The sequence below is a fragment of the Mucilaginibacter pocheonensis genome, from assembly GCF_031456535.1.
GTDB lineage: Bacteria > Bacteroidota > Bacteroidia > Sphingobacteriales > Sphingobacteriaceae > Mucilaginibacter > Mucilaginibacter pocheonensis.
Window position 1 is genome coordinate 174,170 of record NZ_JAVDUU010000003.1, and the last position, 21,035, is coordinate 195,204.

Consider the following 21,035-nt stretch of genomic DNA (forward strand, 5'->3'; position numbering starts at 1 on the left):
TTTAGTGCTCTGCCCACTCAATAGAGTTAAGGTCAATTCCCTCTTTAAACATTTCCCAAAGTGGTGATAGCTCGCGCAAGTGGGTAACTGCCTCTTTGGTTACTTTTATCGCGTAATCAACTTCTTCTTCGGTAGTGAACCGGCCTAATCCAAAACGGATAGACGAATGTGCCAGATCATCTGACAAGCCTAAGCTTTTCAGAACATATGATGGCTCTAACGAAGCTGATGTACAGGCCGAACCAGATGACACAGCCAAATCTTTCATAGCCATCATAAGGCCTTCACCTTCAACATATTTAAATGATATGTTGGCTACGTGCGGTAGGCGGTGTTCAACATTTCCGTTTATATAGCTTTCTTCTAACACGGTTAGTTCTGCTTGCAATTTATCCCGTAAAGCCGAAAGTCGTTTTGCTTCGCTTTCCATTTCTAAACCGCAAAGTTCGCAGGCTTTACCCAGACCAACAATGCCTGGAACGTTTAAGGTGCCTGAACGCATACCGCGTTCATGGCCGCCACCGTCCATTTGGGCAGTAACTTTAACACGGGGGCCTTTACGGCGAACGTATAACGCGCCAACGCCTTTAGGGCCATATATTTTATGTGCTGATAATGCCAAAAGGTCAATACCGTCAGCATTAACATCAACCGGGATCTTACCAACTGCCTGGGTAGCATCAGTCATGAACAAAGCGCCATGTTTATGTGCTATAGCAGCAATTTCTTTAATGGGTTGTATCACACCAATTTCGTTATTACCATACATGATCGATACCAGGATGGTTTCGGGGTTCATATTCTTTTCCAACTCGGCAAGATCTATTAATCCGTCTTCCTTCACTGGTAAGTAGGTAACTTTTGCTCCCAATTTTTCCACGTGTTTACAGGCATCAAGTACTGCCTTATGCTCAGTAACAGCGGTAATAATATGGTTACCTTTATCTTTATACATTTCAAATACACCCTTAATAGCAAGGTTATCTGATTCGGTAGCACCTGATGTAAAAATGATCTCCTTATCAGATGCGCCAATTAATTTGGCTACCTGCTCACGTGCATAATCAACACCTTCCTCGGCCACCCATCCAAACGAATGGTTACGGCTTGCCGCATTGCCAAATTTTTCGTTAAAATAGGGTAACATAGCCTCAAGGACTCTGGGATCCATTGGGGTTGTTGCATTATTATCTAAATAAATGGGGATATTCATATCTTAAAAATGTATTAACAAAACAAAGATACGCAAGTTTTTATTTAAAATCATTTAAAACAAAGCGCAAAATGTTAAACCTGACCATTAATTTACAATATTTGGACATGAATAAAGTAGAGCATATTGGTATTGCTGTAAGCGATATAAGGATTGCCGGCGGTGTATATGAGAAACTATTAAATACCACTATTTATAAAACAGAACTGGTTGAACAGGAAGGTGTTGAAACCGCCTTTTTAAAAACCGGCCCCAATAAAGTTGAGTTATTACAGGCAATTGATGATAACAGCTCGATTGCCAAATTTATAGCAAAAAGGGGAGAAGGCATACACCACATCGCTTTTGATGTTGATGATATAGTGGCCGAAATGGAGCGTTTAAAGCAAGAGGGGTTTGTATTGCTAAGCGATAAACCAAAGCCCGGTGCTGATAATAAACTGGTTTGTTTTGTGCACCCGAAAAGTGCTAATGGGGTATTGATAGAGTTGTGTCAAAGTATCGTTGGTTAACGCCATGATGTGAAGTATCTCCTGTTGCTATTTGCCGCAACAAGCCGTGTCGGAAATTAAAGAAAAGTCAATTGTTTCAACAATGCAAAACTTTTTACTTTTGATTTTTTACTTTTCAATTTTTTAATTACATTTGCGCCTCTTTTAAAAAGTACAGAAGGTAAGTTTTATATATATATAATGAAAAAAGATCTGCATCCATCAAACTATAGATTAGTTGTTTTTAAAGATATGTCAAACGACTATTCTTTCTTGACCAAATCTTGCATCGATACCCGTGAAACCGTAAAATGGGAAGACGGTAACGAATATCCTTTAGTGAAATTAGAAATTTCGCATACATCACACCCTTTTTATACCGGTAAAATGAAACTGGTTGATACTGCAGGTCGTATCGATAAATTCCGTACACGTTACAACAAGAAATAATTGCTTGTTTAATTAAATATTTACAAGTCCCGGCTTTGCAGCCGGGACTTTTTTTATTTTTGCGTCATGGCTATTATCCTTTTTGACGATAACGCACACCTAACACTATTACCGCTTACCTATACCAGGCCTGTTGCGCATTTACGCATAGGTATACTTACAATAGCCGAAAAGTGGTCTGAATATTTAAAAAAAGAATATTCTTTTTATACCGTTGATTATTTGCAGGTTAAATTCCCCGCAAAATATGAGGCTGATAATTTATTTATAAATGGCGCCGTATGCCCGGACGAAGGACTGCTGGAAGCTATTGATAAGCTGCAAACCGGCGAAGCCCTTAAATACAATGAACAATTATTGGCTGTAAGGTTAAACCAAACCGATGCAGGGATCTTTAACCCGGGTGCCGAATTTAGCAGTATCGTCAATTATCCGCATTTGTTTGTGTCTATCCGCTATCCGGAGGATATTTTCAGGAAAAATGACATTGAACTTCGTAAAGATTTTCAATTGCTTACCAAAAACCGTACAAGCGCTGCTATAAGCGAAACCAATACCATTATTGGCGAAGATTTTTTTGCAGAGCCGGGGGCCGTTGCAGATTGCTCAACATTCAATACCACCAACGGACCCATCTATTTGGCAAATAATACCGAGATTTGGGAAGGTACCCATATACGCGGCGCTTTTGCCATTTGCGAGCACTCGCAGGTTAAGATGGGGGCAAAAATATATGGAGCCACTACTATCGGTCCTTATTCTCGCGTTGGAGGCGAAATAAACAACTCAATTATCTGGGGGTATTCATCCAAAGGGCACGAGGGTTACCTGGGTAACTCCGTATTAGGTGAGTGGTGCAATATCGGTGCCGACTCTAATAATTCCAATCTTAAAAATAATTATGCTGATGTTAAATTATGGGATTATAGCAGTCAGCGTTTCCGCAATACGGGTTTACAATTTTGCGGCCTTATCATGGCCGACCACGCCAAATGCGGCATCAATACCATGTTTAATACCGGTACAGTAGTGGGCGTAAGCGCCAATATTTTTGGATCGGGCTTTCCGCGTAATTTTGTGCCTGATTTTGCATGGGGGGGAGCACAGGGATTTGAGGTATATGCTATTAAGAAAATGTTTGAAACCGCTCAAAAAGTATTTGACCGGCGTGAACATCGGGTGTTTGACGAAACCGAACAGGAACTGTTAAAAAAAGTATTTGAATTAACCGAGGAATACAGGAGATTTTGAAGCAAAGAGTGGTTATGAGGATGGTGTTCAATCAGTCCAACTTCAACCGCATTGCTATTTTGAATTATTCACTCAAACATAAATTAACTTAATCAAACTAAAAATAATATCATGAGAAAAAAAATTGTTGCCGGAAACTGGAAAATGAACCTTGACTATAACGAAGGTTTAGGGCTATTTTCTGAGATCATCAATATGATAAAAGATGAGGTGACCGGAACACAGGAAGCAATTATCTGCAGTCCATTTATACATACCCACAGCCTGGCTCAGATGGCAAAAGGTTATACCAAAGTTTCATTGGGCGCGCAAAATGCCCATCAGGCCGAAGCCGGTGCGTACACAGGTGAAATATCTGCCAAAATGATCAAATCGGTAGGTGCAGCTTATGTGATCCTGGGTCATTCTGAGCGTCGTCAGTATTTTGGCGAAAACAATGAACTACTGGCCAAAAAAACAGATACTGTATTGAAGAATGATCTGCACCCAATATTTTGCATTGGCGAAACCCTGCAGGAGCGCGAAGCCAACAAACATTTTGATGTGATCAGGACGCAACTTGTTGAAGGTATATTTCACTTAGATGCAGCGCAGTTTTCAAAACTGGTTTTAGCTTACGAGCCGGTATGGGCTATAGGTACGGGAGTAACCGCAACATCAGACCAGGCACAGGAGATACATGAATTTATCCGTAAGGAAATAGCCGCAAAATACAACCAGGAAGTTGCTGATGCTACCACCATTTTGTACGGCGGCAGCTGCAATCCTAAAAATGCTCCCGAATTATTTGCACAGCCAGATATTGACGGCGGGTTGATAGGCGGTGCTTCTCTAAAATCGCGCGATTTTGTTGATATTTTAAAAGTGTTCAATTGATAGATTTGAGATGTCAGATATGAGATTTGAGACAAGTATTTTATATCATTCTTTGTATTTCAAACAGAATATGCTTTATGATGTTTAATTTGAGTTGGAGAGAATATCTCAAATCTCAGATCTAACATTCAGATCTAATTATGAGGAAGCTATTAAAGGTTCTGTTGCCGGTTTTAATTGATTTTGGCATTTTTTGGTTGGTAGTTTGGTATAATATGCCTGCTCACCCCATGAAACTGATTGAGATAGGGAATGGTAATATGTACAGTTTGATGGCTTACTTTCATCTTTTTTGGCCCTTATTGTTCTTGGTTGGTATCCTTACGCAGTACCTCATTATAGTACCTTTATGGGATAAAAAAGCCGTTAAAAGTTTTAAGGCCCGTTTAATAATCGGGATTTGCATCGCATTAATCTGTATTGCATTTGCCGGCTCCATCAGCTATATCATATGGGACCCGGCTGAGGGCAACCAGCCGTTGCTTAGTTTTTGGTGGTATCTTTCTGAAATACAGTTTGTTTATTGGGTGGTTACCTTTGTAATATTGTTTTTGATTGACGGTAAACGGATGCGCAAAACGGAAACGCCCGAGGAATTGGAAAATGCTGCCTGATAAAATTTAAGCGTCACGCTGAATGCCAAAGTCATATCTCACATATAAAGTGGGAAAGGATATGCAGATTGCATGTCCTGCGAGATCCCGAAACAAGTCGGGATGGCTTAATAGTTATCTGTTTTTATATGAATTATTACGAATTACTTTTTACCACAATTACCACCGAAGATTACCAACAGGATCTGTTGATCAATGCTTTGGGAGAGATTGGTTTTGATACTTTTGAGGAACTCGAGTTTGGCTTTAAGGCATATATACCAATCGCTGATTTTAACGAGGAAAAGCTGATTGAACATTTGATGCCCTATAAGGATATGTTTACTTTTAGTTATGAAGTTACGCTCATTCCGCAAAAAAATTGGAACGAAGTATGGGAAAGTAACTTTGAACCTATAGAAATAGGCGATAAAATATATGTTCGGGCAACTTTCCATCCGGCTAAACCGCAATTTCCGTATGAAATAGTAATTGATCCTAAAATGGCCTTTGGTACAGGGCATCATCAAACAACCTCCATGATGCTGCAGCTGATACTGGAGAATAATTTTGCAGGCAAAAAGGTACTGGATATGGGTTGCGGTACGGGAATATTAGCTGTCATGGCTGCCAAACTGAATGCAACCGAAATTACAGCTATTGACTATGACCCGGTGTGTTATGAAAGCACTATTGAAAATTCGGCTCTAAACCATATTGAAAACATAACACCTTTATGCGGCTCTAAAGAAGCAATACCTGACGAGCAGTATGATATTATCCTGGCAAATATTAATCGAAACATTCTGATTGATCAAATGGAACGTTATGCAGCGGTGCTGAAACCGGAAGGGGAGATGTATTTAAGCGGATTTTATGAATTGCCCGATTTGGAGATCATCACTGACGAGGCCCGTAAATATGGGTTAAAATTTATCAGTCACAAAAAAGCAAACGACTGGGTGGCTGCTAAATTTATAAAATAGGTTATCTGAACCTGGATTAAACAGATTAACGGTTATTTGATGAAAATATCATATCGCGGTAATCTGTTTAATCCTCCGTCCAGACAAAGAATATTAGTATCCTAAGGTAAATCGTCTTTTTATAAACTGATTGTTTTCCAGTTCGTTAATGACAGCTACGGCCAGGTCTTCAATAAGAATAAAATTTTCACCCTTTTCGTTAAATACCGGTTGATCAGTACCTAAGCGAAATTTCCGTGTGGGTTCTCCATGCGAATCTGGGTGCATGTTAATGGCCGGGCTTAAGAATGTCCAGTCAAGATCTTCCTCCGTACGGATAATGTTCAGATAATCGCGGGCTGCCGAAGCGCCGGGTTTATATGCTGCGGGAAAGCTTGGTGAATCAACCAGTTGAACACCAGGGGCTATTTCTAAACTTCCGGCACCGCCAATGACCAGTAAACGTTTCACTCCAGATTGTTTTACCGCTTGCTGAATAGCTTTTGAACCGGCAATAAAATCGTCATAAATATTAGGGTTTGCCCATCCGGAGTTGTATGAACTTATTACAGCGTCATGGTCGGCAAGGATAGCTGCTAAACTGTCAATATCAAAAATATCCGCTGCTTTAAGGGTAAGCCTATCGTTTGTTATGTTCAACTTTTCGGGGTTGCGGGCAATGGCGGTTACTTCATGACCGCGTTGCAAAGCTTCTTTTAAAATGGTTGCGCCTACATTTCCGGTTGCGCCTATCAGTACTAATTTCATAATGTTTGTTGTTTATTGTAATTAAATTTGTTACAGTTTTTTGTAAATTTTTTTATTTGAATTGCTGACTAAAATCTGCCAGGGTAATCGTACTTAACTTGTTAAATATGGAATTGTCCACCTCATTGGCCAGTGTATTTAAATGTTGGGTAATTTGCCTGCCAACCGTGCATTTTGGGTTAGGCAAATTTTTTGCCTGCCCTAACGCAGGCTGATGCTTAACTGCTTTATATACATCACTTAAGATAATTTGCGGAGCCGGCAAATCCAGGCTATAACCACCTGCTTTGCCTTCTTTACTGGCAATTAAGCCATATTTACGCAAATTACGTATCTCTTTACGTACCAATGCCGGATTAATATTAATGCTGCCCGCAATGTATTCAGATGATAGAAGTTCACCATCTGCATGATCAAGAAGCGTAAGTATATGCATGGCTATCTGAAATTGTCCGTTCATCTGTAATTAAAAAAGTTACAGTACAAATGTACAACAGATATTTTAAGTTTTATAAGTTTTTTTTTGACAGGGCATTAAATTGCGATAGGATGATAAAAGCTTAAATTAATTATGAGTTAATAAGCTGGTACACCGTTGTTTAAACTGTGTATTTCGCGCCCTAAAACTGCTTTGAATTAAAATTGTTTTAGTAAACCTCACTTTTAAATAAAAAATTGTGCAAATTAGTTGATAATTAGCGCAATAATAAATAATATTGCAAAGTAATTAACTTTCACGAAACCTAAATACTATTATTAAAGTCACATGAAAACACTTGGGAAAAAAATTAGATTATTACGTCATCAAAAGGGTTGGAGCCAGGAGGATGTTGCAAAACGTTTAGATATATCTATTCCTGCTTTTTCAAAAATCGAAACAGGAATAACAGACATCAATTTATCAAGACTTGAGCAAATAGCTACTTTGTTTGAAATGTCAGTAGTTCAGCTACTTACATTTAATGATGCCGAGCAGGATCAAAAATTTGTAAATGAACTTGAAACAGTTAACAAACGGTTAATGGATCGTGAAACAGAAGTTATTGATCTGCAAAAAAAGGTTATTGAACTGTTTGAAGAGCTCAGGCACTCCAAAGCAACCGCATAAATACACTTATGCCCGGTGGAATGCCGGGCCTATTTGAAAATGTAACGCATTGTTAAATGCTTTTTGCCAAAGGTGGCTCCCACAGCGCTATGAATGGCAATCATTTTTTCATTGAAATCTCCCACCCACGATAATTCAAGCTCGTCATATTGTTTTAATGGTAAAACATACTCTTTAAGCTTAATAAACATGGCCGATTCAAGCCCATGTTTCTGGAATTTTTGCTTGGTGCCCATTACAATGGCACGCATTCTTGATACACCTTTCCACCGGTAATATAAAAATTTAAGCTTGCCTATCAGGTCAAGTTTTCCGTTAAGCGGCTTGAGCATTTGATTTGCATCGGGCAAAATGATAATGAATGATGCTGGTTCATTGTCAATGTAGGCAAACCATATCAACTTTTCATCCATTAAAGGCTTCATTTTTTCAAAGCTTTCAGCTATAGTGGCCTGGGTTATGGGTACAAAGTTTTCAAAATCGCGCCAGGCATCGTTATAGATCTCTATGAAATCTGCTGCAAATTTCTCCATTTCCTTTATCTTGAAATGTCTGAAATCATATCCGGGCTTTTGAATTACCCAGTTTGCAATTTTTGTAAACCGTTCAGAAAAAGGTTTATGCACATCGAGATGATTAGTGATCTGTTCGTAAAGCGTTTTAAATCCATAATCCTCAAAAAAAGCCCTGTAATAAGGAGGGTTATAATTCATTCCATAGGATGGATGGGTAAAACCCTCAACCAGCAACCCCCAAAAGTTATCATTTTCGCCAAAATTAATGGGACCATCCATTGCGTGCATGCCATTATCCTGCAGCCATTTTTTGGCTGTATCGAACAACATAAAAGCAGCCTCTTTACTATCAATGCATTCAAAAAAGCCCATGCCGCCTGTTGGCTGCTCATAATGGTACGCCTTTTTATTATTGATAAATGCAGCAACCCGGCCAATCAGCTGATTATTGTTATCGGTAAGTACCCAGCGGACGCACTTCCCATCCTGGTGAAAGTTGTTTTTTGAAGGATCGAATACTGCTTCCACATCGTTGTCAAGCGGGCAAACCCAAGTTTTATCGTTCTTATAAATAATACGGGCTACGTTTAAAAAGGCTTTTTTGGATGCTTTATCTTTTACTTCAGTAATGGTCATAGGTGCTGTGAGAGCGCTAAATATAAAAAAAAGCATTCAGTGGCATATACTGAATGCTTTTTAAATTAGCTATATATCTTAAAAATCAATAATCGTCGTCGTCGTCATCGTCAAATGATTCATAACCTCGGCCCAGATCATCATCCAAAGGCAGATCATAATCATCCTCATCTTCGTCAACTACTTTTTTCTTTGTTTTGGGGTCAAGTAATTGATCGTCGTCATCATCATTGTCATCTTCCGAGTTGTCGATCTTTTTAGTTATCGGTTTTTTTGGCGTTCCCATTGCAACGGATTTTATTTGTAAAACTTTATCAATATAAATTTAAATCAGTTTAAAAGTATTAAATTTTTAGCTACTTCCTTTATCTAATTCAGTAGTAAAAATAATTAAAATCATTTTTATTAAAAATATCTTTTTAAATTATTCTGTTTGCTCGCCAATGGCAATTGCATTTGTTGTAAAATCCTTAATCTGAGGTAATTCCTCTATGCTGTTTATTCCAAAATAGTCCATAAACATGCTGCTGGTACCATATAAAATAGGTTTCCCAATGCTTTCCGACTTCCCAATTATGGCTATTAGCTCTTTTTCGAGCAGCTTTTGTATCGAATAATCACAATTTACGCCACGTATTTGTTCAACATCCGTTTTGGTTACCGGTTGTTTATAGGCAATGATAGCCAGTGTTTCTAAAGCGGCCTGGCTTAGCCTTTTTTTGGAACGTTGCAGCTGTAATAAATTAATAACAGGATGGTATTTTTTTTTGGTGAAAAACTCGTATCCGTTATTCACTTTTACCAGTTCAATGGCCAGGTTATCGTCATTATACTTCTGTTGTATGGCAGTTAAGCTTTCAACAACCTCCTCGGTGGTAAAGTCGCGCTCAAAGGCCGCTTGCAAGCAATACATGATCTCCTCTATACGGATGCCCTGTTCCGACGCAAAAATTAATGCCTCTATATAATGTTCCATGTTTGGCAGTGCTGAGCAGTGAATGGTGTGTAGAAAATGTATAATTTTTGCTTGTTAATTCAATCAATTATTTAGCACTTTACTATCATCACTCATTTTAATAGTTAATAACCTGTTCCTCAATTTCGGCAGGAATATCGCGCCAGTCATATTTCTGTGTACGTAATTGTGGCTCAAAACCAGCTTCAATAATTGATTCCTGTATGCCTTTGGCGGTAAACCTGTGCGGGGCGCCGGCTGCCGATACTACATTTTCTTCGATCATGATAGAGCCGAAATCATTGGCACCGGCATGTAAACATAGCTGGGCCACTTGTTTACCCACAGTTAACCATGATGCCTGTATGTTTTTGATATTTGGCAGCATGATGCGGCTAAGGGCTATCATGCGGATGTATTCGTCGCCGGTTACATTGTTGGTAATGCCCCTTACTTTACGCAGCAAAGTGCCATCATCCTGAAAAGGCCAGGGTATAAAGGCTACAAAGCCATAGGCGCCTTTGGGTTTTTCGGCCTGTACCTCGCGGATCCAAACCAGGTGCTCAAAACGCTCCTCAATAGTTTCAATATGGCCAAACATCATGGTGGCTGATGTGGGCAAATTAAGCTGATGTGCGGCACGCATTACGTCGAGCCACTCTTTACCGCCGCATTTACCCTTTGATATCAGGCGGCGTACGCGGTCATTCAGTATTTCGGCACCTGCGCCGGGTAACGAATCGAGACCTGCTTCTTTCATGGCCCGCAGGACATCAATATGCGACATACCCTCCAGTTTGGCTACGTGAGCAATCTCCGGCGGACCTAAAGAGTGTAATTTTAGCTTGGGATACAGTTGTTTTAATTCCCTGAACAGGTCGGTATAAAACTGAAGCCCCAAGTCGGGGTGATGGCCGCCCTGTAGCAGCAACTGATCGCCGCCGTAACGGAAAGTTTCCTCTATTTTCTTTTTATAGGTTTCAATATCAGTTATATAGCTATCCTCGTGGCCGGGCCTGCGGAAAAAGTTACAGAACTTGCAATTGGCAATACATACATTGGTAGTGTTCACATTGCGGTCAATTTGCCAGGTAACCTTGCCATGCGGAACCTGCTTTTTACGCAGTTCATTGGCTGTATACATCAGATCGGCAGTTGAGGCATTATTATATAGATAAACCCCCTCATCCTGGGTCAAAAAATCAAACCGTAAAGCACGTTGCAACAGATCGGCTGTGTTCATTTAACAAAGATAAAGCTTTAGGTTATTAATAGTTTAATATGGATGGCAAGATTGACAAATTAATGAGGGTAGTGTTTTTGCCGGTATTTTTGCAATTACCAGCAAAAGACTTTTTAAAGCGTTATTTTAACATAAATGCCCCCGAATAACAGTAAATACAAGCCCAAATTTGTTCAAAAACATTTGAATAGTATTCATTTTAACACTTTTTTTATTCGTTTTTGATGATTTTAAAAAATTTAAATTCAACCTGTTCAAATCATAAAAATCGTCAACTGGAAAAAGGTCATACGCCTGGCTTATCGCCTGCATTGAATATTTACCTCCGCTCAAGATGACGATTTTTTTTACTTCATTTTTTCAATCACTCACTACTTGCCATTCACCACTCACTACTTCACCTTCAACTTATTATTCTTCCTGTTTAAATCGGGCAGGGCGTTGTCAGGGTCAAGGGTTACACTTTCTGCTTCCTGTGTGGCCGGCAGGGTAAGGGTGATCTGTTTACGCTGAAGCCAGGTTTCAACCGGCAGGTAAGTGCGTTTTTTGCTGCCATCTTTATATTTTACTTCAATAGTAAAAGGCATGGGCAGTTTTTCTTTGTTTACCACGGTAATGCTTATGCCTTTTCCGCTTTTGTTATCTACTTGTTTGGCGTCAATCAGGGCAAGGTCAAGCGTCCAGTTGTTATAGAACCAGCCTTTCCAAAACCAGCTCAGGTCTTCGCCGGCGCCGTTCTCAATCGACCTGAAAAAATCATCGGGCTGCGGGTGTTTGTAGGCCCACTGGTGTATATAGTTGCGAAAAGCGTAATCAAACTTATCTTTTCCTAATATCTGTTCGCGCAGCAAAACCAACCCGAAGGCGGGTTTAAAATAGGTGAGGGGATGGCGGTATTTTTCGGGTATGGCATCAGGCGCTGTCATGATGCTTGGCGACCCCGAGTCCGTTATAAACGGAATGATCTCATCGGCAGGGTTACCGCCATGTTCGGCATACTCGCCGTCGCGCTTGGGGGCATATTCACCTTTGTTGAAAGCGTCAGAAGCATACACATCAATAAAGGTATTTAACCCTTCATCCATCCAGGCAAAACGGCGTTCGTTTGACCCTACGATCATCGGGAACCAGTTGTGGCCAATTTCATGCGCCGTTACCCAGTACAATACACTGCCCTTATCGGTAATGCCGTCAAACACTATGCCGGGGTATTCCATCCCGCCGGCAATACCGGCCTCATTTATAGCAACAGGATACGGATATGGAAACCATTTTTCTGAAAAATACTCGATTGATTTTTTCAGGTACTCCGTAGCTCGTCCCCAGGCATCGTTACCGTAACTCTCGGCAGGGTAAACGCTCATAGCCAGTGATTTTTTGCCATCGGGCAGGTTTACACGGGCGGCATCCCAAATAAAAGCTTTTGATGCGCCGAAGGCAACATCGCGGGTATTAAGCATTTTAAAATGCCAGGTAAGCGTGCCTTTTTGCACTGGGCGGCTCAAAGGATCATTTACTTCGGCCAAATCACGTATCATCAGCGTTTTGTCGCTGCTGCGGGCGGCCTCCAGGCGGGCTATTTGTTTGGCGGTCAACACCTCTTTGGGGTTCATTAACTCACCCGAGCCAGCTACGATCATGTCCCAGGGCACATTTACGCTGTAGTCAATATCGCCATAATCTAAATAAAACTCGCCACTGCCCAAAAATGGCAGGGTGTCCCAGCCGCGACTGTCGTCATAAACACACATGCGTGGAAACCACTGAGCAACTTCATAGATCTTGCCATTTTTGGTATCGGTATAATCGGTGCGGCCGCCAAATGTGCCCGGAATGGTATAATGATACCTGATCTTTAAGCGTACCTGGCCCTTGTTGGGTAGCACTGCTTTGGTTAAACGCACCTGCATGCGCGTATCGGTTATTACAAATTTTACCGGCTTAACCACTCCGCCTTCTTCTACGCTAACCGACTCTATCTGGTAGCCGTCGGTATGCTGATTGGGCGCTGGTGTAAAACCCGTTACAAAATTTGACCGTGCATCTTTTTTATAGGTGTTTTGATCCATTTGCAGCCACAGGTATTGCAGTTCATCCGGACTGTTGTTGATATAGTCGATAGTTTCGGTGCCGCTTATGGTTTTGCTAACAGTATCCAGTTTTACGTTTAAAGTATAGTTGGCCCGGTTTTGCCAGTATTTAAGGCCGGGATTGCCATTGGCCGCATGAAATTCATTGCCTTTTTCGCTATAGAACTGCGGCGAAAACGCGGCAGCGGGATTGTAATTTGAGGTGGTATCGTTAGGATTGATCTTTGTTTGCTGTGCTTGTACGTTCAGGGTTAAAACGGCAAGTAGTCCAAGGCTGGTAAATTTTAATTTCATGAAGCGCATTTGAGCTCCCAATATACAAAGGATGGCTGTAACTTTAAAATGAGCACGGGTTAGACTCACCCGATCTACGCTACGCTGGATCACCCTCTCTCCGGCTGCGCCGCAAAGAGGGTTGGGGACAAAACCAGGTAAAAGATAAATTGAATAAAGGAGCAAAGAAAAATTATCTTCTCAACCCCCTTTGCGGCGCAGCCGGAGAGAGGGTCGGCGAGCGCAGCGATGCCGGGGTGAGTCTTCCGCAAATGCTAAGGCTTTAAAGAGTTTTTTATTATTTCCAAAATTCGTTCATTGTTCACAATCCACATCCCTAATCGCTCTTCTGTAATACCCTCTTTGAGTTTATAAGTGTTTAACGGGTTTGTATCCTCAAAAACAGTTTCCATATATCTGAAATTAATATTTTCAATGGATGATAATTCATGTGCAACTTCAACAATATGCGTAGAAACTACAAAGAAACAGGTTTTTACTTCTGCAAAGGCAGTGATTATGGCAAGAGAGGCATCATAGGCATCTTTAACATTAGTACCTCTAAACAGTTCGTCAAAAATTACGAAAATACCTTTTGATTGATTGATTTTTTCAGCCACTTGTTTAACCCGTAATACTTCTTTATAAAAATGGCTATGTCCCTGTTCCACATCGTCCGCTAAGTTTATGGTTGTAATCAGACCTTTAAATGCCGAAGTCACCATACTTTTCGCAGGTACTGGAAACCCTATTTGAGATAAATAGATAGCAATTCCAATTGCTTTAAGCAGAGATGATTTTCCCGCCATATTAGTACCGGTAATAAAACAAACATTTTTGTCGGTATTAAATTCAATGTCATTACTTTTAGGATCGGCAATAAAAGGATGAAATAAACCTTTAATAGCTAATCCCGTTACATTATGTTCATTAACTACAGGAACGGTGAACCCCAGGGCCTTACAGCTTACACTAACGGACTGATAAACATCTAACTGATAAGCAACATTTAACAAAACCTTCATTCGCTCGTAAGCGAGTTGCCTGAAAAAGTGGTCCGCTTTAGCTATGTCCGTAGCGCTGCGATTGGGTTTCTTTATAAGTTGCTTTAGCCATACCAATTCTTTCGGTAGGAAAGTGTTCAAAATAATTGAACGGAATTCCTGTATTTTTTTAGGCAGGTCGCCCTGCAGTGCATCGGCGTAATTTATTAAGTTGTCAAGTATTGACAGCGTGCTTTCTACACCGGTTTTAATTATATAATAATCATTATTATTAAACTTAAACGCATATATGGTTTTTTCCAGGAACCTGCTTATAATTGAAAATGGTTTAGCGTGATAATGTTTTTTTAAATAAAATTCTACAAAATCATAATCATTTCTATTTAAGCTGATCTTTATGTTGTGTTTCTCGATATATAAAAACACTGCCAGTCTTTCCTTTATCTCAATAGGATCAATAAGCGGCTTATTGAACATATCATGTAAGGTTTCAGTGCCTCCAATTGTATCAGTGTGGTTAAAAAGACTATATATAGATTGGCGCGAACTGTTATTTTGAAATATTGCCAAATCATTTAGTGTTTGCCTATCTATATCGAAATTCATAAATACTTGTAAGGGTTGCTTAAAGCTAAACTTTCTGTTAGATTATCTGATAATAATTAAACGTCATTAACAAACTTTTTAGTTCTTAATACTCTGCACTCCCCACTTAACAATAGTAAGAAACAAACAGGTTGCTTTCATCAGGAAAAAAGCTATTTTAGGTGATCAATCCTGTATAACTTGCATTTTCCCGTAAATATCCCAGTTGGTAAATCACAGATCCCTGTGCATTTTATATGCGAAACACTCGCCTATTTTTTAGGCTACCGGTATTATGTGTATTTACGCCGGCACAACACCGACCAGATAAGCGACGGTAACCGCCTGCTTATCTTTATTGGCGCTGCATTTGGGGCGTTTGTGGGGTCGCATATAGTGGGGGTACTGGAAAACCCTGCTTTATTGCCACGTTTTGGATTGATCTACTTTATGGGTAACAAAACCATTGTTGGCGGTATGCTGGGTGGCCTAATAGGGGTAGAGCTTACCAAAAAGCAAATAGGTGTAACCGTATCATCGGGCGATATGATGGTTTATCCGCTTATACTGGCCATGATCATCGGGCGTACAGGCTGTCTCCTGGCCGGTTTGGAAGACGGCACCTATGGCATTGCCTCAAATCTGCCCTGGGCCATTGATTTTGGCGATGGCATACGCAGGCACCCCACCAATTTATATGAAATTTTATTTTGGCTGATGCTTTGGCTGGTGTTGAAGGTGTGGGAGAAACGTTATCAATTTGCCAATGGTGCGCGGTTTAAACTATTTATGGTAAGCTACCTGTTATTCAGGTTTTGGGTTGAAATTATTAAGCCCGATTATTTTTTTGGCTTCGGCCTGTCAGTAATTCAGTTGGTTTGTATCGTGGGTATTTTGTATTATTATAAAGTATTTCTATATCCTTCAAAACTTATCAAAGCCTATGCCTGAACGCCCATATATATATTATGATTTTACCCTGAGCATTTGCTCAACCTGTTTGCGCCGGGTTGACGCCAAAATAGTTTTTGAGGACGATAAAGTTTACATGCTCAAGAATTGCAGGCAGCATGGTTTTGAAAAGGTGTTGATAGCTACTGATATTGAATATTACAAAAACTGCCGCAACTATGCCAAGCGCAGCGAAATGCCGCTTAAATTTAATGCCAAAACGCATTACGGTTGTCCGTACGACTGTGGCCTGTGCCAGGATCACGAACAGCACTCTTGCCTTACCGTGGTTGAGGTTACCGATAGGTGTAATTTAAGCTGTCCAACCTGCTATGCCATGTCATCGCCAACCTATGGCCGGCACCGTACCCTGGCCGAAATTGAGCAAATGCTTGATGTTATTGTGCAGAATGAGGGAAACCCGGATGTGGTACAGATAAGCGGGGGCGAACCTACAGTGCACCCGCAGTTTTTTGAGATACTTGACATTGCCAAAACAAAGCCCATCAAACATCTCATGGTAAATACCAACGGCATCAGGATAGCTAAAGACGAGCAATTTGTAAAGCGGCTGGCTGCATATATGCCCGATTTTGAAATTTACCTGCAGTTTGATTCCTTTAAAAAGGAAGCCCTGGAACAGTTGCGTGGCGAGGATTTGCGTGAGGTAAGGGCAAAAGCACTTGAAAACCTGAATAAATACAATCTGTCGACCACGTTGGTGGTTACCCTGCAAAAAGGACTAAATACAGACGAAATTGGCGAGATAATTGAATATGCGCTGCAGCAGCCCTGTGTGCGTGGAGTAACTTTTCAGCCTACGCAGCAAGCCGGACGGTTACAGAATTTTAATGAACAAACCGATCGTTATACGCTGACAGAAGTACGCTCCGCCATTCTTGAACAAACCAAGGTATTTAATCATAACGACCTGATCCCGGTACCCTGCAACCCCGATGCGCTGGTGATGGGCTATGCGCTTAAACTTGGCGGCGAGGTAATACCGCTCACCCGCATGATAAACCCTGATGACCTCCTTGATAACTCTAAAAACACCATTGTGTATGAGCAGGACGAACGCCTGAAAGGGCATTTGCTCAATATGTTCAGCACCGGCAATTCGGTTGATAAGGCGAAGGAGCATTTACACTCGCTGCTGTGCTGCCTGCCCGAGATAGACGCACCCAGCCTGAGTTATGATAACCTGTTCAGGGTGATTATAATGCAGTTTATTGATGCTCAGAATTTTGATGTGCGCGCTATCAAAAAATCATGTGTGCATATTGTAAACAAGGATATGCAGATCATCCCATTTGAGACCATGAACATTTTTTACCGGGACGATAAAAGGGAATACCTGGAACAATTACGTAATGAAATAGCTGTATAATGGAAGATAATATAAACGAGAGCCACCCACCCAGCGGGGAAAATAAGCCGGAGGGAACAACACCTGATGCTGCGCCGCAAAAGAAAAGTGCCGTAGGGATGAAAGTTGTGGGTATTAATATACTTATACTGGCAATTTATACTGTATTATGTTCACTTGATACCAGCGGTGGCGGCTTTATATTCGACGCGCTTTTAATACTAATACACGTAGTTGTTTGTATCATTATGGCTTTAGCAAAGCGCAGCTGGTTGTGGCTCCTGAGCGCGGCACTGGTTTTGGCTATAGGCTTTTCAACCTGCGTATCGTTCGGCAGTTTGGGATCAATGCATTAAAATAATCTGAAAGAAAATTTGAGCATAGCCCCGCCCATAGTCATGCCGAACTTGTTTCAGCATCCCAAATACAAGGCTTGCAGCGTTACGAGTTATCAAATCAACAGGATGTTAAAATAACTCGGCACAACATCTCAGGTTATTAATCAAGCATTCCGGCTAAAACGCCTTCTTTGAGCGAGTTGGTACACATCAGCACTTTACTGATCGCCAGCTTGTGCATAATATACCGGGTAATAAGGGAAGCTACCACGATCATGTCAACCCTTACCGGAATAATGCTTTTATTGCCCACCCTTTGCTGATGGGTTGATTGTATCAGCTTACTGGTTTGAACAAGCAGTTCCTCATGATCAAAACTGTAGTTTTTAGTGGTTTTCAGATTAAACGAATGGCCTTTTTCTGTTTCTATCAATTCAGCAAAAGTTTCAAATGCGCCCGATGAACCTATTAAAGTATCTACTTCATGGCCTTTAACCGCGGTAAACAAAGCAGCCAGCTTATCATCCAGAAAAACATCCAGTGCTTCAATAGATGCCGGGGGGATAGGGTCTGTACGGTGGAAAAGGTCCATAAGGCGGGCCGCGCCAATTTCAAAGCTCTGTTTCCAGATGATGTTACCGGCGTTGCCCAAAATAAATTCTACGCTGCCGCCGCCAATATCCATAATGAGCGAGTTTTTGGCCGATAAACAACCGCTTATTTTTACGCCGTTATATATAAAATCTGCTTCCTGCTCGCCGTCGATGATCTCTATGCCAATGCCTGTCCGGGCCTTTACCTCATTTATAAAATCTTTACCGTTTGATGCATTGCGCAGGGCCGAGGTAGCTATAGCACGTACTTGCTGCACCTGGTTTGCGTCAATTTGCTGCTGAAATTGCTGCATGGTATTTAAGCCGCGTTCAAAGGCATCGGGTAAAATGTAGCCTTTGTTAATACCGCCTTCACCAAGCTTTACGGCTTCGTGGTAATGTACAATTTCGTGATAGTTGTTTACAGTGCCTTCGGCAATCAATAAATGGAAGGTATTGGTACCAAGGTCCATTACAGCAACGCGTTTAGTCATGCATCTAAAATAAATAATCCCCGAAATTGTTTAGCCATTCCGGGGATTTTATTATATATATTGAAGGCTGCGCTTGTTTACTCCTTATAAAAGAACCATTTGCCCAATTCTTTAAAGCTTGCTTTTTTTCCATACATCAATATACCAACCCTGTAAATACGGGCGGCTACATAGGTGGTAAATAAAAAGCCAACCACCATCATAAACATGGATAGGGCCAGCTGCCACTCCGGCGGATCAAAAGGTAAACGTACCATCATGGCAACGGGCGCGGTAAATGGTATTATAGAAAGCCAAACCGCAAGCGGACTATCGGGCGCCCTGAACAAAACCGATACTGACAGGAGGTAGGTAAACAACAAAGGCATAGTAATAGGGAACATAAACTGCTGGGTTTCAGTTTCACTGTCAACCGCCGAGCCTACAGCTGCAAAAAGGGCGCTGTACAACAGGTAACCGGTTAAAAAGTAAAATAAAAAGCAGCTTAATATATAGCCAAAAGGGATAGTTTGCAAGGTTTGCAATATCCCGCTCATGGGGCTTGCCGGCGAATTAAAGGCCTCGCCTGCTATTTTGGATGAAATAACCGACAGGATGATCCAGGCGCAAAACTGGGTTAAGCCTACTAAGCCAACCCCAATTATTTTGCCCAGCATAAGCTGAAATGGCTTAACAGACGATATTACCACTTCAATGATGCGGCTGGTTTTTTCTTCAATTACCCCGCGCATTACCTGCCCGCCATAAATTAAAAGCGAGAGATAAATAAATATAGAACAAGCTATGCTGATGGCAATGTTAGGGCCAATGTTGGCGTCTTTATCGCCGGTACTGGTAATTTCGACTGCTTTTACGCTGATATTGCTGTTTTTGATAGCTTTAACCACATCCGGATCTATGTGATGTTGCAACATGCTGTTATTGATAGCGATGTCATTCATCTGTTTTTCAATCTCCTCGGTTAGTTGAAAAGCAGGTTTCTTTTTAGAGAATATTTGTACCGCCCCCTTTTTAGAATAATCGGCAGGGATAAACAGTGTGGAAATATTTTCATCGTTTTTTGATGTAGTCTTGGCTTTATTCAGATCCTGATCGCCTTTTACAAATTTGATATTTGATACATCGTGAAATTTCTTTTCGAAAATTTTACTGTTATCAACCACGTTAACTATTTGCAAAGTTGAAAGCTGGTTACTGCTTTTAGCAACCATTGCAATTACAGCACCCATGATCAGTATTAACAGGGGTACAACAAATATCATGATGATAAAAGATTTCTTCCGTACGCGGGTAATGTATTCGCGCTGTATAATGAGTAATACTTTATTCATGATTTAGGCAATGTGGTTTACTTTTTCAATAAATATTTCGTGCATGCTGGGTATTACTTCCTGCAGCATATTGATGTGGGTTTTGGGAATAAGGTATTGCAGCACATCATTTGAGGAGTGTTTGTCAGTTAACTTGATGCGAATGGTATGGCTGTCGTCGTCGGAGATGGTTTCGCCTATAATGCCAAAGGGCTGGGAACCATCAAAGTTTAATAGCGCACCTGTATATTCAACAAGATAGGTGTCATTACGGTACGAGTTGCGGATATTTTTTACCGTGCCATCCAATATCTTTTCGGATTTATGGATCAGGGCTATCGAGTCGCACAGTTCCTCAACTGATTCCATGCGGTGAGTTGAGAACAGGATGGTGGCACCCTTGCGGTTAAGTTCCAGTATTTCATCTTTGATCACTTCGGCGTTTACCGGGTCAAAACCGCTGAAAGGTTCATCAAGGATGATAAGGTCGGGTTCATGCAGTACTGTTGCCACAAACTGGGCCTTTTGCTGCATCCCTTTTGATAGTTCCTCTATCTTTTTTTTCCACCAGGTTTCAATGCCCAGCTTTTCAAACCAGTATTTAAGGCGCTTATTGGCTTCATCGCGGCCCAGGCCTTTGAGGCGGGCAAGGTATATCATTTGCTCGCCTATCTCCATTTTCTTGTAAAGGCCGCGTTCTTCGGGTAAATATCCCATGCGGCCAATATGCGATTGATCAAGCTTTTCGCCGTTAAAATATATCTCGCCTGAGTCTGGCGCGGTAATTTGGTTCACAATGCGGATAAGCGAAGTTTTACCTGCACCATTCGGGCCTAAGAGCCCAAATATCTGCCCGCTTTCAACTTCAAGGCTTACATCATTCAATGCCCGGTGACCGGCGTATTGTTTAACAATATTGCGTATGCTTAGCATATATGCGTTTAATTATTAATAGTATGGTTTA

22 protein-coding genes are annotated in these 21,035 nt (G+C 41.0%); 10 read left to right on the forward strand and 12 right to left on the reverse strand.

What is annotated here, in order from left to right:
* Window position 1 precedes the first annotated feature (1 nt).
* On the reverse strand, window positions 2-1,213 hold the full coding sequence (locus J2W55_RS14185; RefSeq protein ID WP_310096676.1) for an IscS subfamily cysteine desulfurase: 1,212 nt from the start codon (window positions 1,211-1,213) through the stop codon (window positions 2-4).
* Between the two features lie 107 nt (window positions 1,214-1,320).
* Here J2W55_RS14185 and mce point away from each other — a divergent pair, with 107 nt between their 5' ends.
* From mce to prmA, 6 genes are all read left to right on the forward strand, one after another.
* Window positions 1,321-1,725, forward strand: coding sequence for a methylmalonyl-CoA epimerase (mce, locus tag J2W55_RS14190; RefSeq protein WP_310096678.1), 405 nt, complete (start codon window positions 1,321-1,323; stop codon window positions 1,723-1,725).
* 180 nt (window positions 1,726-1,905) lie between these two features.
* Window positions 1,906-2,154: a type B 50S ribosomal protein L31 gene (locus J2W55_RS14195; RefSeq protein WP_114006151.1), complete on the forward strand. Its 249-nt coding sequence runs from the start codon at window positions 1,906-1,908 to the stop codon at window positions 2,152-2,154.
* A 66-nt stretch (window positions 2,155-2,220) separates the two neighbouring features.
* Window positions 2,221-3,405, forward strand: a complete 1,185-nt coding sequence (locus tag J2W55_RS14200; protein ID WP_310096681.1) for a GlmU family protein — start codon at window positions 2,221-2,223, stop codon at window positions 3,403-3,405.
* Window positions 3,406-3,516: 111 nt separating this feature from the next.
* Window positions 3,517-4,281, forward strand: coding sequence for a triose-phosphate isomerase (gene tpiA, locus J2W55_RS14205; protein WP_310096684.1), 765 nt, complete (start codon window positions 3,517-3,519; stop codon window positions 4,279-4,281).
* Between the two features lie 140 nt (window positions 4,282-4,421).
* Complete coding sequence (locus J2W55_RS14210; RefSeq protein WP_310096686.1) at window positions 4,422-4,895, forward strand: hypothetical protein; 474 nt, start codon at window positions 4,422-4,424, stop codon at window positions 4,893-4,895.
* 128 nt (window positions 4,896-5,023) lie between these two features.
* Window positions 5,024-5,860, forward strand: a complete 837-nt coding sequence (prmA, locus tag J2W55_RS14215; RefSeq protein WP_310096688.1) for a 50S ribosomal protein L11 methyltransferase — start codon at window positions 5,024-5,026, stop codon at window positions 5,858-5,860.
* Window positions 5,861-5,953: 93 nt separating this feature from the next.
* Here the strand turns inward: prmA and J2W55_RS14220 are convergent, their stop codons facing one another.
* A complete protein-coding gene (locus J2W55_RS14220; protein WP_310096690.1) occupies window positions 5,954-6,607 on the reverse strand; it encodes an NAD(P)-dependent oxidoreductase in 654 nt (217 codons plus the stop codon).
* Window positions 6,608-6,659: 52 nt separating this feature from the next.
* Window positions 6,660-7,067 carry an Rrf2 family transcriptional regulator gene (locus tag J2W55_RS14225; protein ID WP_310096692.1) on the reverse strand — a complete coding sequence of 136 codons (408 nt, stop codon included), beginning with the start codon at window positions 7,065-7,067 and terminating at the stop codon, window positions 6,660-6,662.
* A gap of 306 nt (window positions 7,068-7,373) precedes the next feature.
* On the opposite strand from J2W55_RS14225, the gene J2W55_RS14230 reads away from it, so the two are divergent.
* Complete coding sequence (locus tag J2W55_RS14230; protein ID WP_076378169.1) at window positions 7,374-7,715, forward strand: helix-turn-helix domain-containing protein; 342 nt, start codon at window positions 7,374-7,376, stop codon at window positions 7,713-7,715.
* Between the two features lie 29 nt (window positions 7,716-7,744).
* Here J2W55_RS14230 and J2W55_RS14235 read toward each other — a convergent pair whose 3' ends face one another.
* From J2W55_RS14235 to J2W55_RS14260, 6 genes are all read right to left on the reverse strand, one after another.
* The gene (locus J2W55_RS14235; protein WP_310096698.1) at window positions 7,745-8,866 is read right to left on the reverse strand and encodes a GNAT family N-acetyltransferase; all 1,122 of its coding nucleotides are present in this window, start codon (window positions 8,864-8,866) and stop codon (window positions 7,745-7,747) included.
* An 85-nt stretch (window positions 8,867-8,951) separates the two neighbouring features.
* Window positions 8,952-9,152 (reverse strand): hypothetical protein, encoded by a 201-nt coding sequence (locus J2W55_RS14240; protein ID WP_310096699.1) that lies wholly within the window; start codon window positions 9,150-9,152, stop codon window positions 8,952-8,954.
* Window positions 9,153-9,290: 138 nt separating this feature from the next.
* Window positions 9,291-9,842: an SMC-Scp complex subunit ScpB gene (scpB, locus tag J2W55_RS14245; RefSeq protein ID WP_310096701.1), complete on the reverse strand. Its 552-nt coding sequence runs from the start codon at window positions 9,840-9,842 to the stop codon at window positions 9,291-9,293.
* Between the two features lie 97 nt (window positions 9,843-9,939).
* Entirely contained in the window at window positions 9,940-11,064 is a 1,125-nt protein-coding gene (gene mqnC, locus J2W55_RS14250; protein ID WP_310096703.1) for a cyclic dehypoxanthinyl futalosine synthase, read from the reverse strand.
* Between the two features lie 392 nt (window positions 11,065-11,456).
* Window positions 11,457-13,448 (reverse strand): M1 family metallopeptidase, encoded by a 1,992-nt coding sequence (locus J2W55_RS14255; protein ID WP_310096705.1) that lies wholly within the window; start codon window positions 13,446-13,448, stop codon window positions 11,457-11,459.
* Window positions 13,449-13,702: 254 nt separating this feature from the next.
* Complete coding sequence (locus J2W55_RS14260) at window positions 13,703-15,037, reverse strand: MutS-related protein (protein WP_310096707.1); 1,335 nt, start codon at window positions 15,035-15,037, stop codon at window positions 13,703-13,705.
* A gap of 180 nt (window positions 15,038-15,217) precedes the next feature.
* On the opposite strand from J2W55_RS14260, the gene J2W55_RS14265 reads away from it, so the two are divergent.
* The 3 genes from J2W55_RS14265 to J2W55_RS14275 are packed head-to-tail and all read left to right on the forward strand — an operon-like array spanning window position 15,218 to window position 17,692.
* Complete coding sequence (locus J2W55_RS14265; RefSeq protein WP_310096709.1) at window positions 15,218-15,967, forward strand: prolipoprotein diacylglyceryl transferase; 750 nt, start codon at window positions 15,218-15,220, stop codon at window positions 15,965-15,967.
* Window positions 15,960-17,357, forward strand: a complete 1,398-nt coding sequence (locus J2W55_RS14270; RefSeq protein ID WP_310096711.1) for a radical SAM protein — start codon at window positions 15,960-15,962, stop codon at window positions 17,355-17,357. The genes J2W55_RS14265 and J2W55_RS14270 overlap by 8 nt, the downstream gene beginning before the upstream one ends.
* Window positions 17,357-17,692, forward strand: a complete 336-nt coding sequence (locus tag J2W55_RS14275; RefSeq protein WP_310096712.1) for a hypothetical protein — start codon at window positions 17,357-17,359, stop codon at window positions 17,690-17,692. Before J2W55_RS14270 ends, J2W55_RS14275 begins: the two co-directional genes overlap by 1 nt.
* Before the next feature lie 142 nt (window positions 17,693-17,834).
* Here J2W55_RS14275 and J2W55_RS14280 read toward each other — a convergent pair whose 3' ends face one another.
* From J2W55_RS14280 to J2W55_RS14290, 3 genes are all read right to left on the reverse strand, one after another.
* The gene (locus tag J2W55_RS14280; protein ID WP_310096714.1) at window positions 17,835-18,761 is read right to left on the reverse strand and encodes a Ppx/GppA phosphatase family protein; all 927 of its coding nucleotides are present in this window, start codon (window positions 18,759-18,761) and stop codon (window positions 17,835-17,837) included.
* A 77-nt stretch (window positions 18,762-18,838) separates the two neighbouring features.
* A complete protein-coding gene (locus tag J2W55_RS14285; protein ID WP_310096716.1) occupies window positions 18,839-20,092 on the reverse strand; it encodes an ABC transporter permease in 1,254 nt (417 codons plus the stop codon).
* 3 nt (window positions 20,093-20,095) lie between these two features.
* Window positions 20,096-21,004, reverse strand: coding sequence for an ABC transporter ATP-binding protein (locus J2W55_RS14290; protein ID WP_310096718.1), 909 nt, complete (start codon window positions 21,002-21,004; stop codon window positions 20,096-20,098).
* Between the last annotated feature and the right edge of the window lie 31 nt (window positions 21,005-21,035).

Excerpts from the sequence above, each read along its gene's own strand:
- J2W55_RS14185 (WP_310096676.1), bottom strand. The coding sequence starts at position 1,213 with ATGAATATCCCCATTTATTTAGATAATAATGCAACAACCCCAATGGAT.
- mce (WP_310096678.1), top strand. The coding sequence starts at position 1,321 with ATGAATAAAGTAGAGCATATTGGTATTGCTGTAAGCGATATAAGGATT.
- J2W55_RS14195 (WP_114006151.1), top strand. The coding sequence starts at position 1,906 with ATGAAAAAAGATCTGCATCCATCAAACTATAGATTAGTTGTTTTTAAA.
- J2W55_RS14200 (WP_310096681.1), top strand. The coding sequence starts at position 2,221 with ATGGCTATTATCCTTTTTGACGATAACGCACACCTAACACTATTACCG.
- tpiA (WP_310096684.1), top strand. The coding sequence starts at position 3,517 with ATGAGAAAAAAAATTGTTGCCGGAAACTGGAAAATGAACCTTGACTAT.
- J2W55_RS14210 (WP_310096686.1), top strand. The coding sequence starts at position 4,422 with ATGAGGAAGCTATTAAAGGTTCTGTTGCCGGTTTTAATTGATTTTGGC.
- prmA (WP_310096688.1), top strand. The coding sequence starts at position 5,024 with ATGAATTATTACGAATTACTTTTTACCACAATTACCACCGAAGATTAC.
- J2W55_RS14220 (WP_310096690.1), bottom strand. The coding sequence starts at position 6,607 with ATGAAATTAGTACTGATAGGCGCAACCGGAAATGTAGGCGCAACCATT.
- J2W55_RS14225 (WP_310096692.1), bottom strand. The coding sequence starts at position 7,067 with ATGAACGGACAATTTCAGATAGCCATGCATATACTTACGCTTCTTGAT.
- J2W55_RS14230 (WP_076378169.1), top strand. The coding sequence starts at position 7,374 with ATGAAAACACTTGGGAAAAAAATTAGATTATTACGTCATCAAAAGGGT.
- J2W55_RS14235 (WP_310096698.1), bottom strand. The coding sequence starts at position 8,866 with ATGACCATTACTGAAGTAAAAGATAAAGCATCCAAAAAAGCCTTTTTA.
- J2W55_RS14240 (WP_310096699.1), bottom strand. The coding sequence starts at position 9,152 with ATGGGAACGCCAAAAAAACCGATAACTAAAAAGATCGACAACTCGGAA.
- scpB (WP_310096701.1), bottom strand. The coding sequence starts at position 9,842 with ATGGAACATTATATAGAGGCATTAATTTTTGCGTCGGAACAGGGCATC.
- mqnC (WP_310096703.1), bottom strand. The coding sequence starts at position 11,064 with ATGAACACAGCCGATCTGTTGCAACGTGCTTTACGGTTTGATTTTTTG.
- J2W55_RS14255 (WP_310096705.1), bottom strand. The coding sequence starts at position 13,448 with ATGAAATTAAAATTTACCAGCCTTGGACTACTTGCCGTTTTAACCCTG.
- J2W55_RS14260 (WP_310096707.1), bottom strand. The coding sequence starts at position 15,037 with ATGAATTTCGATATAGATAGGCAAACACTAAATGATTTGGCAATATTT.
- J2W55_RS14270 (WP_310096711.1), top strand. The coding sequence starts at position 15,960 with ATGCCTGAACGCCCATATATATATTATGATTTTACCCTGAGCATTTGC.
- J2W55_RS14275 (WP_310096712.1), top strand. The coding sequence starts at position 17,357 with ATGGAAGATAATATAAACGAGAGCCACCCACCCAGCGGGGAAAATAAG.
- J2W55_RS14280 (WP_310096714.1), bottom strand. The coding sequence starts at position 18,761 with ATGACTAAACGCGTTGCTGTAATGGACCTTGGTACCAATACCTTCCAT.
- J2W55_RS14285 (WP_310096716.1), bottom strand. The coding sequence starts at position 20,092 with ATGAATAAAGTATTACTCATTATACAGCGCGAATACATTACCCGCGTA.
- J2W55_RS14290 (WP_310096718.1), bottom strand. The coding sequence starts at position 21,004 with ATGCTAAGCATACGCAATATTGTTAAACAATACGCCGGTCACCGGGCA.